This is a genomic window from Streptomyces sp. NPDC029159, from assembly GCF_055564055.1.
Genome location: NZ_JBVHWT010000002.1, coordinates 538,212 through 552,928 on the forward strand (window position 1 = coordinate 538,212; position 14,717 = coordinate 552,928).

The window sequence follows — 14,717 nt, forward strand, 5'->3', positions numbered from 1 at the left end:
CGACGGCGCGTTGTCGGGATCGCGGCGCCACCGCTCCACGCCCAGCCTGGCCTTGTGCAGGCGGGTGCGCTTGATGTGCTTGTCGGTGTGTTCCCAGAGCAGGCCCACACCGCGACTCCGGTGCTGCTCGTCCGTTTCCCGCAGCGAGTCCGGCACCGGGACGCGCGGCATGATGGCGTTGAGGGAGTAGGCGTGTTCATCGGTGATCACCACGACGGTGCGGCCGGGGGCGGGGACGACGGTGCCCCGCTCGCCGAACGACCACCTCTCGGGGTGCGCGCACATGTCCGCGTAGAGGCGAGCCCGCACCTCGGGGAGCGGTTCGTCGAACTGCTGCGGCGGGTTCTGCGGATCCCACCGATCGACCCCGACCGCCCCCAGCCACTCAGTGACGGTCAGCGGCCCCGACTCCAGAGCGGGGTCCATCACCCTCAGCGACTCCCCGCCGCCCGCCTCCTGGACGGGGATCGCCGCGGCGATGTGGTAACGCCAGACCACGGATTCGGTGCCGAGCCGGGCGGCGACGCCCCCGGCGTGCGCGGACTCGACGGTCAGGTCCGGGTCGGTACGGGCGACGATGATCTTGCGGACGGCGGTGTCCCATTGCCGGAGCCGCATCGCGATGATGTGGGCGCGGAGGAAGCACCCGTCCTCCGGGTGCCGGTTGGGCAGGGGAAGCGGCGCCGTGTACCCCGGATGCTGGTACTTCAGCGCCCTCAACCGCTTGTACCAGTTCCGCGCGCCTCGCTCGGAGACGGGCGCCGTACGGGTGACGTCGCCGAGTGCCTTGGCGGTCTGCAGCAGGAACTGATCGGGGTCGGGGACGAGCGCGGCGGCGAGGGTGAGGCGGTACCGCAGCCCGTCCTGGTCCAGCCTCGCAAAGGCGTCCTCGACGGACCAGATCTTGCGCAGGTCCCGGCGCAGCCCCCGGACCATGTCCAGGGTCTGGGGGACGAGGCGGTCGCGCAGGAGGAGGTGGAGCCGCAGCGCGAACGCCTCGACCTGCGGCAGCTGGGGCAGCGGAATCCCTTCGGCGACATGGCGCAGATCGATGTCCCACCGGCCGCCCGGTGTCGCCGGACCGTACAGGTGCTCAAGGATCCGTGCGGCGTCCGCCGGGGTGAGCGTGCGCGTGCGCCGCACGAGGAGGTCGAGGGCGGCGGGGACCGTGCGGCCGGTCACTCCGTGGAACATGCGGTCCATGTCGTCGCGGGCGAAGCCGTCGGTGCGCCGGGCGTGGCGGGCCACCAGCGCCAGCAGCGCGGGCACGTCGATGGCCGGCGAGGTCAGGTGACCGACGAAGGCGGCGACGAACTCCTGGTTGGCGATGGCCTGTGCCAGAGCCGGAGTGACGGCCTGGGGCGGCTGGACGGGCTGCTGCTGCGACGTGTCGTGCGAGGCGCTGCCGTCGGAGACCTGGGCGTGGGCCGGGGCGGCGGTCTGCGGTGCCGGGGCACCGACCGCGAGGGTCCCCTTCGCCGTGGTGAGGTGGGCGAACGCCGCGCGCTGCGCCCGGTCGTGGCGCATCCACGCGTCCCGCAGGGCCGTCGCGGCCGCGTCGAGCCGGGCGCGTGCCCTGGTGAGGTCCGCGTCGAGTGCCTCCAGGGCGGCCCGGTCCGCGGGCTGCGTACCACGCCGGGCCTGCCGGTCGGACCGGACGAGCGCGTCGTACTCCCGCAGGCTCGCCTCGACGTCCAACTGTGCCCGCGCGTACGCCCCGGCGGCGCCGAACTCGTGGACGACATGGTCCTCGGCGCTCTCCAGCGCACCGTCCACCACGGTGGGCGGCATCTGAAGCACCGTCACCGGGTGGTGCGCCGCGTCCGTGAGCGCCGGTGTGGCGGACTGCGCGAGCGGTGCCGCGCCGAGCGGCAGCAGCCACTCGCCCACCTGCCGGGGGGCCGGGGCGTTCGCCGCCACGGGGGACAGACCGGCGCGCCGCGTCGCGGCGTCCAGCAGTTGCTGTGCCACCGCCGACTTCTCCTGGGCCGCGGCCCAGGTCTGGTGGGCCCGCTGCGCCTTCCGCCCGGCCTCCGCCAGCTGCGTCGCCGCCTGCTGCACGGCCGTCCGCGCCTGCGACAGCCGCTTCTTCGCCTGTCGCAGCTCCGCGTCGGCCGGCCTCCGCCGCCGCACGTCCGTGGCGTGTGCCTGGTCCGCCGGCGTGCTCTGCCCGGCCAGGATCAGCTTGACGTAGACATACATCCCGCTCAGCAGCGCGGCCTGGGCCTGCTGGTGCGCCCGGTCGGCCGCCGCGTGGGCGCTGTCCGCCTCCTGGCGCGCCGTGGACGCCTGCCGAAGCTGCGCCGCGGCCTCGTCGGCGTCCACCCGGAACGCCGGCAGTGCCGCGGTCGCCTCGGCGGCCAGCGCCGCCTGCCACTCCGCCCGCACCCGGGTGAAGTGCCGTTCCGCCCGCGCCACCGGTGCGTCGAACGCGGCGTGTTCGTCCGCCGTGTGCTCCGCCCGGGCCCGCCGCACCGCGCCCGCGGCCGCCGCCAGCTCCTCCAGGGCGGCCTGGGAACGGGTCAGCGGCCGCGGCAGCCCGGACACCGAAGGCACCGCATGCGGGACGGTCACGACCTGCGTCGTTGCGGGCGCGGCGGGGAACTCCTCGTGCGAGGCGGTCCGGGCCGTACCGAATGCCGCCTTCCCGGACGCGAAGCCGGCCAGCGCGGGAGAGCCGGTCCGCGTGGCGGACGCCGGGCCGGCGTCGTCGTGGTGCCAGGACGTCGCGAGGTCGTACGGCGCCCAGACCCGGCGGTAGGCGGTCATCAGGTCGTCGGTGAACCGCTCCCCGAGGCGGGTGCGGGTGGCCTCGTCGAGCGTGTGGGGGCCGGCCAGGGCGTCGAACGCGGCGCCCGCGGCGCGCAGCGCGGCCGGGACCTCCGCCTCGAAGTGGAGGTGGGCGTCGAGGGTTTCCGCCAGCCGCGCGCACCGCAGCCGCCAGTCGATGAGGCCGCCGGTCAGCTCCGCCGGCCCGGAGTGCGCCCCGGCGAAGGACGCGTCGAAGTCGGCCGCCGCACGCTCGCGGAATCCGGCCGCGGCCCGTTCGGCCGCCTCGTCCGACAGCGTGAGCGCAGGGTTCGCGGCCCGCCACTCCGTGAGCGCCTGCGCGAACGCCGCCTGTGTCCCGGCGAGCGCCGACACCTTGGCGGCGACCGCCACGAGCCGCGGGTGGAGCACAGCGGCACTGGTCAGCCCGGTGTACGTGGCCTCCCAGCCGGCCGGCGCCTGGTCATCGGCGACGGCCCGGTCGAACGCGGCGTTCACCGCGCTCGCGGTGGCGTGCTGCACCGGCGCGACGGCGGCGGCGAGCGCCTGCGCGGGCGCCAGGGCGGGGAAGTGCCGCAGGAACGCCTCCGCGTCCGCGTGCTCGGCCAGCGGCGTGGCGGCGTCCGTGACGTCCTGGAGCGCACGCGTCAGAACCGCCTCGCGGGCGGCCTGGCGCGCCAGTTGCGCCGGCAGCTCCGCCACCGTCGCCTCGTACACCTGCTGCCACCGCGCCAGCGCCTCGGGGCTCTCCCCGCGTGCCGCCGCGAGGGTGTCCGGCCGCAGATTCCGGGAGAACGCCGTGTTCACCTCGGTCAGGTGCCGCTCGCGCAGGGCGTCGAGCCCGGCCCGGGACAGAGCGGTGCCCTGTGCCCCGAACGACGTGAGCAGGGTCCGCTGCTCCTTCGACGGCTGGTCCGTGAAGGCCGCGACGGCTTCGTCGAACTCCCGCTCCGCGCGCCGGAGTTCATCGATACGGAAGGCGCGCAGGTCCAGTGCCTCGGGAAGCGGGGCGAGCAGCGTGTGCAACTGCCGCACCCCGGCCCGGACGTTGGCGGACAAACGGGTGCCCCGGGCGTCCGCGGGCGCGGCGAAGGTCGCCCGGACGTGGACGTCGAGCCGCTGCGCGAACAGCTCCCACTCCTCCTCCGCGACCCGCGCGATCAGCTCCTCGTCGAGCGCGAAGGCGGGGGACGCGGCGCCGGGGGCGAGCAGCGCCCGGCTCCAGGACTGCACGGCGCGGTCGAAGGCGGCACGGCCCCGTGCGTGGGCGGTCTCGCGTACGGCGTCCACGGCCATCCGGCCCAAGGCGGACTCCCGCAGCTCCTCCGGGGTGACACCGTCCTCGCGGAGGCGGGAGGCATCCTCGGTCAGCTGCTCCGCCTCCTGCGGCGACAGCGGCCGGCCGGCGTCCCGCGCCCACTCCTCGACGCTCTCGCGCACCTGCTGCCGGTGCGCGGCGTCCTCACTCTCCCGGGCGAGCAACTCCCCGTATTGAGACGTGAGGTGGTGCTCGGCGGCGTGCATGACCGTTGTCCGCCAGTCATCGGGCGCCGCATGCGTCGGGACGGGCGTGGCGAGGGCCGGTGCATCGGCGAGCAGATCCGGGTTCTCCCGCAGCTCGGCGCCGCGCCGCAGCACCGCCATCCGCTCCGCGTACGCCTGCTTGACCTCGGCCGACGCGCTCGGGTCACGCTCCAGGGACTCGATCGCCTGCGCGCGGTAGAGGTGCCGCTCGGCCTCGAACCAGCGGGTGGTCGCCGCGCTCCAGCCGGAGTCCGGCACGAAGTCGTAGGAGCGGCTGTACGTCGTGAACTCGCCGATGAGGTGCCCCATCGGCGCGGCAAGGGTACGGAGCCGCTGTGCCGCGGCGCGGACCGTGCGGTTCCACTCCTGGGAGATGTCCCGCGCCTGCCCGTCGGCGGCCTGCGCGGTGTGTGCCTCGACGTACTCGCCCTCCAGCTGTGTGAGCTGGGCCTTGTACCACTCCGACGCCCGGTCGTCCCAGAAGTGCTCGGTACGGGTGAAATCGTCCTCCCACGTCATCCAGCCGGGGGCCTGGCCGGACCGGGGTGTGAGCGGGCCCTGCCGGAGCGCCGCGCGGAACTCCTGCCGCAGCCCCTCCCGCTCCGCCCAGTCGGCGCGGGCCTGCCGGTACGCGGGGCCCACCGTGCGCGAGGCGGCATCGGCAGCCGCGCTCTCGGTCAGCCCGTCTTCGACACCGCGGGCGAAGTGGCTGTCGAACTCCCCTCGGAGGCGGGCGGCCTGCCGTGTCGCGTCGAAACCGCGGTGCAGGGCGTCGGTGCCGAGGTGGGAGCGGTGGTACTCCCAGGACCGCTGGGACAGGTCGTCGGGCCGGAAACGGCTCGGCTGCCGCAACAGGGAGGGTTCCTGAACGAACGTCTGCTGCTGGGCGTGCCCGGAGCCCTGCGCCCCGACCGTGTGCAGCTCCGGCGACGCGTGGGTGGTCCCCGGAGCGGCTGGCACCTGCTCCCGGGTACGGCCCGGGCCCTGCGCGGACTGCTCCCGGGTGGCCTGTTCCCGGACCTGCTGCTCCTCGGGGCGCCGGCCGGCGTTCTGCTCCTGCGGCGTGGCCTCGGTGATCTGCTGCTGCGCCGAGGGGCCGTCCTGTGTGCGCTCCGGCGTACGGGTCAGATCCTGGGCGGTGGGCCCCGGGGTCCCGCGCTCCCCGGTCAGCTCCCGGCCGGGGCCGTGCGCGGCATCCCTGCCGGCGGGGGGAGGCACGGAGTCACGGGTGCCTACGGGCGCGGTCTCCGCCGGCTGCTGCCCCTTCGGGTCCGGCGCGGGGTGCGGCTGCCGCTGCGCCCACGCGTGATCCAGCCCCTTCTGGAAGTCGTCGATGCCGTTCCGTTCGACGTCCAGCCAGTTCTTGAGATCGGTGGCACCGGGGTGACGGAAGTGGTCCTCCAGGGCGACCCAGTCGCGCCGGAACGCGGCGGCCACCTCGTCGCCGCCGGACCACCTGCCGCGGTCCGGGACGTGGTGGAGCAGCTCGTCGCCGAACTTCCTCTCGAAGATCTCGCCCGCCTTCCGGGTGGCGAGCTGCCGGGCCTCATCGATCCCCGTCTCGGCGGCGAAGCGGTCCACAACGGTCCGGGACTCCTCGCGCCACTGGTGGAAGCGCGGATCGCGGCCGCCGCCCGCCAGCGGCGACCGGCCAGTCCGCGCGCCGCCCAGATGCTTGTCGGCGACCTTCTCCAGCTCCGCGGCGAGCTTGTCGTGCACCCGCTCGACGCTCACCGGGTCGTTCAGCAGCGACGACGACTCGGCGTCGGCCCGCGACCGCAGGTCGTGGAGCCGGCCCTCCAGCTCCTCGTGGAACCGCAGCCGCGCGGCGAGCGCGCGCTCGCCGGTCATCGCCGCCATGGCGTTCCGGCCGTGGCCCGCCGCGCGCCCGGCGGCGTGCGGATCGGCCTTGCCGCCCGCGTGGAACGTGTCGAACGCGTCGTCCACCGCGGCCCGGAGATCCTTCTCCAGGCTCCGCATGGCCGTGCCGACCAGCTCGCGGTCCATGTCGTGCCGGAACGCCACCTCGTACAGCTCGTCCCGCAGCTCCGGCAGCTGCCGCTCGATGTGCAGCTGCTCCTCCAGCTTCCGGGCGGCGCCGTTCAGCACCAGATCGGATGCCTCGCGCGCCTCGACGCCCGTGGCGTGGAGGCCCCGCGCGTCGCGGTAGGTGTCCAGCAGCCGGCCGCGGGCGGTGGTCCGCCACTCGTCGCGGGCGGCGCTCTGCCCGGCGCGGTCCGCGCCGCCGAGGTCGTACCGCTTCATCAGGTCGTCGGCGTGCCGCTCCGCCCGGCGGGCGAAGTCGAGCAGGTCGCGGACGGTGCCGACCGCGTCGCCGCCGTCCGCCCCGGCCTTCCGCGCCGCCGCCAGCTCGTGCGCGTACCGGTCCTTGACCTGGCGGACGAGGTCATCGGGCAGCGGGTCGGTGCGGAACTCCGGGGTGGCCAGCGCGTCGTCGACGGCCTTGTCGGCGGCCGGGGCCCAGTCGCCGTCGCGGTAGCGCCGGTCGAAGCGGGTGGGCAGCTCGTCGATGACCTTCTGGTGGGACGCCGACCAGGAGTCGTGCAGCCCCTCCCGGTCGGCGCTCTTCACCAGGCCGGATTCGGGCAGTTCGGTGAGCTTGTCGAACCGGCCGCGCAGCTCCGTGGCGGCGTCGTCCAGCACCGCCTTGATGTCGGCCGCGCCGGGCGCGTACGCCGTGTCACGGCCGATCAGGTCGCGGAAGTGGTGCGCCCCCGAGTCCTCCGCCGCGTGCGCGGCACGCCGGGCGGCCGCCGCCGCGTCACCTGCGGCGTCGGCGGCGCGCAGGGCCTGCGCCGCGGCCTTCTCCGCCGCCTCGGCGGCCTCCCTGGCGGCGGACAGCAGGTCCGCCGTGTGCGCCGCGCCGCTCTGCTCGACCCGTCCGGCCGCCGCCGCCTGGGCGGCATCCCACGCCCGGGCGGCCGCGTCCCGCGCCGCGGTCGCGGCCTCCTCGGCGGAACGGGCCGTGCCCTGGGCCTCCTTGACCGTGGCGACGTCCCCGTGCAGCTCCTCGCCGGGGGCGGTGCTCTCCCGGCCGTGCGGAGTGGCCCGCTCCTCGGCCGCGAGGGACTTCGGCGGCACCGCCTCGCCCGGGCCGCCCTTCCCGGCGACCCGCTCCAGCGCCCCGGCGGCCTCCTTCGCGGCCGCGGCCGCCTGCCGCGCCGACCCGGCCGCTTCCTTGGCCAGCCCGGCGGCATGCTCCGCGGTCCGGGCCGCACCTTCGAACCGCTGGTGCGGCGGCTGCCACTCCCGGGCGGCGTTCCGTACGTCGTCGGCCAGGCGCGCCAGGTGGCGATCCCGCGTCCCGGCCACATCGACGAGCGTCTCGTAGTGGTCCAGGAGCCGGTCCCGGGCCGCTTGGTGCTCGGCCGCACGGGCCGCGTCGTACGGGACCTCGGGTGCCCGCTCAGGGGTGTGCCAACTGACGCCGTCCAGCCGGCCGTCCGACCAGATCTTGCCGTGTCCGGACATCCAGTCGTGGTGGAACTCCTCCCACATGCGGTCCGCGGTGGAAGGCTTCAACTCCGGGTGTCCCGAGGCCAGTTCGTCCCAGGCGGCCCGTGCTTCGGCGGTCGTCTGCGGCAGCCGCTCGGCGCCCGCCCGCAGCTCCGGCGTCGCCTTGCCGATGTCGGTGAGCGACGAGTCGAGCTTCGCCAGCGCGTCGTCGACGTGCGTGGGGGAGTAGTCGGTGCCCAGGCCCTTGCGGATGTCGGTGACGGCGCGGTGCCGCAGCTCGTTCTGCCAGCCGCGTACCTGCTCGCCGTGGGTACCGAGGTCATCGGCCGGACGCTGGTGGCTGTTCCACCGCTCGTGGACGCCGCTCTCGAAGCGGAACCGCCCGTCCAGGCTCCGGTCGAGCTTGGACAGCCCGTTCTCGGTGAACTCCCTGATGTCCTGCGCGCCGGTCTTCATCGGCTTGTGGCGCAGGTCGTCGAGGAGCGTCTCGGCGTCGCGCTTCAGTGAGGCGTGGACACTGTCGGCCAGCGGCCCCTTCGTGTGCGCGGGGCCGGGCCGGTTCGCGAGGTCCTTGTCGAGGCGGGTGGGCAGATCGTCGACGAAACGCCGGAGGTCCTTACCCGCCTGGATCTCCGCGTCCAGCCGCTTGATCAACTCCTCCTCCCGCAGCGGCCACTTCTTCACCGCGAGGTCACGGGCGAGCTGCTGCTCCTTGGCGCTGAGCTGGGCGAACGGTCGCGTGCGCCGCTTGGTGGCGAGCAGCTTCGCGGCCTCCTCGTCCACCAGATCGCCGAACGCCTGCTTCCCGCCGTGCGCATAGCGCTGGTGCAGCGCGGCGCTCTCCTCCTTGCTCAGTCCGGCGCCGAACTCCTGCCAGGCGTCGAGGTGCTTGTCGACCGTCCCCTGGAACTCGATCTCCCGGCCCAGCCGGTCGGGCAGCCCCTTGCGCAGGCCGTCGGCCATCTGGTCGAACCGCTGGCCCTTGTTGCTCACCTGCCAGTGCGGCTTCGACTTCAGCTCGCCGTACGTGGCGTCCGCGGCATGCCCCAGGGCCTCCTCGTACTCCTTGGCGGCCCGGTCGATGAGTTCCGGCTCATGGCCCTCGGCGCGCCACTGCGTCCGTGCCTCGGCGGCCTTCGTCTCGATCCGCGCGTCCACCTTCGCCTGGAGCTTGTGGAGCTGGGCGCGCCCCCGGATGGTGTCGCCGAGCTTGTCCAGCTCCTTCTGCCACTGCTGCTCAGCCTTGGTGAGGTCACCGGGGCGGACGTCACGCCCTTCCCGGAACGGCCCGAAGAGGTCGTCGAACTTCGTGCGGGCGTCGCCCACCAGCCCGTCGAAGACCTTCTGCCGCTCGACGTCGTTCAGCGAACGGAGCGCCTTGGACGAGCCGGTGGTGTCGGTGAACTTCTCCTGGAGCTTCCGGCCGCCGTCGGCGAAGTGCTCGTCCGAGGCGAGCTTCTGGGCCCGCTCGGTGGTGGCCAGCTTCTCGGCGGTGTTCTTCTTCAGGGTGTCGCTCTCGGCGGCCCACGTCTTCGCCTTGGCGGCGTCCGCCTCCTTCGCGGCGGCCGCAGCGGACTGCTCGGCCTCGCCCGCCGCACGCCCGGCGGGACCGCTGCCCGCGTGCAGGGGGGCGCTGGGGCCGGGGCCGTGGTGGACGGCGTCGTCCGCGGTGCGGGAGATCGCGGCGTGGTCGGTGCTGCTGCGGCTCCCGGCCGCGGCGTCGTGGACGTCGCCGTCCTTGCCGGCGGAGGACGCCGAGGTGGGCTCCGTGCGCTCCGGCGCCCCGGTCTGCGTCCGCCCGCTCTCGTTGCGGGCGTTGTTCCTGGTGGCGTTCCCTTCGCTCTTGGTCGTCAGCTCCTTCGACGAGCCGGCGGCGGTGCGGTCGCCGGCCGGCTTGTGCTCGACCGACGGCTTGTTCTCGGGGGGCGTCGCCGGCGTGGACTTCTGCGCTGTGGGCTTCCCCTCGGTGGACGCCGGCTGGGGCTCGTTCCGAGCCGTCTGCTGCGGCCTGCCGTGCTCCGCGCCGGACTTGGCGTCCTTCGCCCCGGGCGTGGTGACGTCCTGGGGCTTGGTGTTGCCGGGGGTGCCGGTGGCGTCCTGGGTCTTGGCGTTGCCGACGTTGCCGGTGGTGTCCTGCCCCTTGGTGCCGTTGGGCGTGAGGTTGTCGCCCCGGCCGTTGGGGGCCGTCTGGTGCGGCGTCTCGGACCTTGCGACGTCGCCCGCGGGGGCGCGGCCGGGCGGCGTGGCCTCCAGACGCGCCTTGCCCGGGACGTTCTGCAGGCCCCCCTCCCCGACGTTCTGCGTGCCCTTGCCCTGTGCGCCGGGGTTGTTCGCACCGTGCTCGGACACCTGCGTCACGGGCGGCACCCCGGTGTGCTCGTCCGCCGTCCGCGACGATGTCGGCGCGCCCTTCTGCGACGGCGTTGCCCCCGGGCCGCTCTGCTGCTCGGGGCGGCCGGCGGGGGCACCGCCGGGCCGTTCGTCGGCCAGCGGCGCGCCCGCGGGGGGCGCGGTGTTCCGGCCCGCCGGGACGTGCGCGGGCGCGGGGTCGACATGCGACAGGTTCGGGCTGTGCGTGGTGCCGGGGCCGGTACCCGGCTGGTGCGGTACCTCGCCCTGGGGGTGGGCACCGTTCGGCGGCTGGTGCGGCATCTCGCCCTGGGGCCGGGCGCTGTTCGGCGGCGTGACCTGGGTGCGGGGCGGGACACCGCCCGGGGTCTCGCGCGGCGGACCCGCCGGGTGGGGGTTGGCGTTCACCGGGATCTCGCCGCCGGGGCGGACCGGGTCCGTCTTCAAGGGCTGGACGTTGCCGCGGTTCGGGAGGACGCCACCCGTCTCGTGGGGCAGCTTGTTGACGAGATCGCCGTTGAGGTTGCCGAGGCCCGGCGGCGGGGCGACCGACCCCTTCGGCGCGCCGAACCCGGCCGCTCCCGTGCCGCCGCCCATCGGCGGCGCCTCGACCTTCGGGTCGAACTTCGGCGCCGTCAGCTTCGGGCCGCGCCCCAGATCGCCCAGCCCCCGCCGCAGCGCGCCCAGCCCCTTCAGACCCGGGCCGAGGAGGCTGAAACCGCCCGCGAGGCCGATGTTCAGGGCCTCGTGCTTCCACCACTCCTTGCTGCCGAAGTCCGGCATGTCGGTGTGGGTGACGGCGGACGCGAACGCCTCCGCCGCCATGTCGGCACCGATCTGCACGACGACGTTCAAGATCACGTCGATGGCGACGGCACCGGCGTAGGCGGCGGCCAGGGCGATGCCCTCCATGACGACGCCCATGGCCTCCAGTACCGAGGTGAGCGCCGCCAGGATCGTGCCCAGCGGCAGCAGCACCGCCAGGGCGACGACGGCGACCAGGGAGAGCAGGCCGATGATCATCGTCTTGATCGCCTGCATCTGCGCCGCGTGCAACTCCTTGGCCTGCACGTCCTTGATGAAGTCCCCGTACGCGTTGATCGCGTTCCCGACGTCCCAGGCGTGGTTGATGGCGGGCTTGAACTTGCTCTCCCGCACCAGGGCCCAGGCCCAGACGACGGCCATCTCGTGGGCGTCACCGGACCACTGGATGTCCTGTACGGAGGTGTCCATGGCGGTCAGCTTTTCCCACAGCATGTCGCCGAAATCAATCCACGCGTTGCCGAGGACGTAGATGTTGTCGGCAATGGTCGGATCGGGCTCGTACATGGCGACATCACCTGGTGGAGAGAGACGGAAAGGAAAGGGGAGAGCCGGGCCCGGGGAAGGCGCGAGCTGGGAATATCAGCGAGACGTCAGCGGAACGCAAGAAAAACGCAAGCGAGCGTCAGCGGAGAGGTGTGACGACGTACTGCGGAATTCACGACGGGAATACTTCGCTGATCGCGGACTTCGTGGGGTCGGTGATGCTCTCCTGTTTTCCCGGGGGAGCCCACCAGGTGAGGAGTCCGCCGGCGAAGGCGCCGAACTCCTGAGCGGCCGATTCCTCCGCGGAGAGGTAATTGTTGCCCGCCAGCGTCAGCGAGAAGGCGACCCGGGCCAGCACGCTGTTCGCCTGGCTCTCGGTGTCGCCGCCCTTGCCGAAGAGGCTCGTCATGCAGGCGTCGAGGCGCTGGAAGAAGGCCCCGGCCTCCTCCTGCGTCTGACCCGCCCAGCCGAGCTGGAGGTCGGTGAACGACTTGAAGATCTTGGACACCTCGTCACCGATGTCCGAGACGAGCCCGCCCGCACCGTCGGGCCCACCGATCTGCTCCCCGTACGTGCGGAGCGCCTCGCCGTCGACCCTGATCGACTCGTGTACGCCGCCGACCTGGCCGTATATGACCGGGGGGCCGGACTGGGGTTCCTGGCTGGGGCTCACCGTTGCTCCTGGGGCCGTACGAGGGAGCCGCCTCCGCACCAATGGGCAGGAAGGCTCCCTGAGGGATGTCCGGACGCAGGCGCCCGCCGGACGGCAGGGACACGGTGGACGCCCTCCGCGTGCGGGGTGCCGTCCGGGCCCGTGCGGACCGGACGGCACCCCTGGTGCTACTTGTGGAAGTTCTTCGTGTTCTTGGTCTCGACCTCTTGGTACATGTCGTACGCCGCCTGCATCCGTCGCTTCATCTCGTGCAACAGCGTGACCAGCGTGTCCATGTGCTCGCTGAACTCGCGCTGGAGGCCGGAGAAGGTCGCGCTGGACCGGGACTGCCAGACGGACTCGGCGAGCCGGAAGGCTTCCTTCACGGCGGCGATGTCCGCCTCGATGGCGGCGGTGCATCCGCCCACCGTGCCGATGGTGTCGTGGAGCCGGTCCAGCTCGATCCGGAACTCGTTGAGGGTGAAGCTGCGAGAGGCCACACGGTGACTTTAAGTGCGCGGATGACTCCGAAGCAGGTCCCTCTTCCGACGCCTGCCGCGTCACTGATCAGGGGCGACGGGACGTCACCGAACGGGGACCTGTCCGCTGTGTACCTGCATTGGATGGGATGGGTGGAACCGGCTTTCACCCGGGGTGATCACGGCGGAAGGGCACTTGTGGCAGTGGAACCGAAAGACTCCCGGTACGGTCCCCACCGGACGCCCATCTCGTCCGACGGCGACGGCGGGGACACGGGAGGCGACGGGGCGCCGCCCCCCGGCGTCACGAACCTGCCCGTCCTGTCGATGCTCTGGACCCAACCCGAGACGATCACCACCGAGGTGCCGAAGGCCGAGGGCGGCGAGGGGGAGAAGGCGCCGACCAGGGCGCCCAGCCACGCGGCCTTCACCATCAACATCGGCAACCTCGTCGACAGCATGGAACTCCTGCGGACCTCCTCCACCGACATGGTCACGGGGTACGAGAGCCTGAAGTCGCAGGTCCTCGCCGCCGACGCCGCCCACACCGTCTTCGGCGAGCAGGCGACCTACAAGGACAACATCCCCAAGCCGCGCCCGAACCAGCTGGTGGACAGGCGCAACCCGCACGAGCCGACGTTCTTCGAGCCCGACGTCGGCCCCCTCATCAAGGACGACCCGGGCGTGCGGGCGGCGGCCGAGAAGTTCGGCCCGGTGATGTACCCCAGCATGAAGAACGTGCTGATGGAGTGCGCCAACGCCATCGAACTGGTCGGCCGGTACATGGTCCTGATGGATCGCGCGGGCACCTACTACGCCCACGCCGACCACAACTCCGCCTTCCCCGAGCCGACCGGCAAACCCATCGTGGACGGCTGAGCCCGCCGACGTACCGGCAGCAACGGGCCGGGTCCCTGCCGATTCCTCGCGGAGCGGCAGGGACCCGGCCCGTCCGGTTACGCGGGTGCGCAGCTCAGCTGGACCGGCGCGGCGACGTCGTGCGCATACTGCGTCGCCGCCGTGTGGTCGACGCCGGTGTTGAACATCCGCAGCGTCACATGACCGCTGCTGACCTTGAACGGGCCGGGCGACAGCCACTTTCCGCGGCTGTTGACCTGGTCGATGTCGAACGCGGCGGCGGGGGTGCCGCCGCTGCGGTCGGCGTCGTAGATCGCGTACTTGGCGGGGTGGCCGCCGACGTAGAGGATCTTCGGGTTGTTCGGGATGTACACCGCGAGGCGGCAGGTCGCGGCGCCCTTGATCTTGGCGCGGTAGTCGAACTTCCACAGCACGTACTGGTCGGGGTCGTACTTCGTCGACGATCCCGACATCGGCAGGGAGACATACCGGCCGGTACAGCCGGAGCCCGTGTAGCCGCCGGTGCCGGACTTGACCCAGCCCTCCCGCTTCAGGTTGAAGTTGGCGTCCTTCATCCAGACCCCGGCGGTGGGGCTGGACGGGCAGCCGTACCCTGCGAGGGCGGTGAACGCCGGGGCGACGCTGCGGGTCCGGAACGTGCCGTTGCCGCTGGTGGTGGGGGTGGGGGAGGCTTTCGGGCTCGGCGGGGTGTGTGAGGAGCCCGTGGTGTCAGGGGCGTTCGGCGCGGGTATGTGCCGGCGCCCGTCCGGGGTGAGGTCCTGGCTGCCCGTGCCACCGATGCCGCCGATGCCGCCCGTCCCGCCGATGCCGCCCGTCCCGCCCGTACCGCCGCCGGTCCCGGCGCCGCCGGTGGGGGACTCCTTGCCCTTCTCGTGGTGGTCGGCCCCGGCGGTGGCGGCCGCCGGGGCCGCCTTGCCGGCGGCCTCGGTCTTCTTCTCCGCCGGGCTGTTGAGCGCGCCGATGGCGAGGGCGCCGAGGCCCAGCACGGCGACGACCGCGATGCCGATCGTCACCAGCCGCTTGCCGGGCCTGCCCTGCTCACCGTCGGAGCGGACGCCGCCCACGAACGCGGAGACGAAGCCGTGCCGGTCCTCCTCCGGCAGGCGCCCCGGCGACTCGGCAGCGGGCTGCGGGGACTTTTCCTGGTCAGCCACGTACGTACTCTCCAATTGTCTTGCCGTAAGGGACAGGCGGCAGAATACCGCTCACCGGCAATCGGAAAAGGCCCAGGAGAAAATCAGAAATCACCCGGCCGATTTGCCTTCCGGGGCCGTTCCGGG

Annotated in this window: 5 protein-coding genes (1 of these 5 only partly in view); 1 reads left to right on the forward strand and 4 read right to left on the reverse strand. The window is 73.3% G+C overall.

The window, feature by feature from the left end:
• The 3 genes from ACZ4U4_RS06485 to ACZ4U4_RS06495 form a co-directional block, all read right to left on the reverse strand.
• On the reverse strand, positions 1–11,448 hold the start of the coding sequence (locus ACZ4U4_RS06485) for a protein-glutamine glutaminase family protein (protein WP_467869554.1). The gene continues 18,621 nt to the left of window position 1, outside the view; the window shows 11,448 of its 30,069 coding nt (coding positions 1–11,448); its start codon is at positions 11,446–11,448; its stop codon lies beyond the left edge, outside the window.
• A 151-nt stretch (positions 11,449–11,599) separates the two neighbouring features.
• Positions 11,600–12,100, reverse strand: a complete 501-nt coding sequence (locus ACZ4U4_RS06490) for a WXG100 family type VII secretion target (RefSeq protein WP_467869556.1) — start codon at positions 12,098–12,100, stop codon at positions 11,600–11,602.
• Positions 12,101–12,267: 167 nt separating this feature from the next.
• On the reverse strand, positions 12,268–12,579 hold the full coding sequence (locus ACZ4U4_RS06495; protein WP_467869558.1) for a WXG100 family type VII secretion target: 312 nt from the start codon (positions 12,577–12,579) through the stop codon (positions 12,268–12,270).
• A gap of 306 nt (positions 12,580–12,885) precedes the next feature.
• On the opposite strand from ACZ4U4_RS06495, the gene ACZ4U4_RS06500 reads away from it, so the two are divergent.
• Positions 12,886–13,437 (forward strand): hypothetical protein, encoded by a 552-nt coding sequence (locus ACZ4U4_RS06500; RefSeq protein WP_467869560.1) that lies wholly within the window; start codon positions 12,886–12,888, stop codon positions 13,435–13,437.
• 77 nt (positions 13,438–13,514) lie between these two features.
• On the opposite strand, the gene ACZ4U4_RS06505 is transcribed toward ACZ4U4_RS06500, so the two are convergent.
• Positions 13,515–14,591: a hypothetical protein gene (locus ACZ4U4_RS06505; RefSeq protein ID WP_467869562.1), complete on the reverse strand. Its 1,077-nt coding sequence runs from the start codon at positions 14,589–14,591 to the stop codon at positions 13,515–13,517.
• Positions 14,592–14,717 lie beyond the last annotated feature (126 nt).

Coding starts and splice junctions, on each gene's coding strand:
- ACZ4U4_RS06500 (WP_467869560.1), top strand. CDS start 12,886: ATGCTCTGGACCCAACCCGAGACGATCACCACCGAGGTGCCGAAGGCC.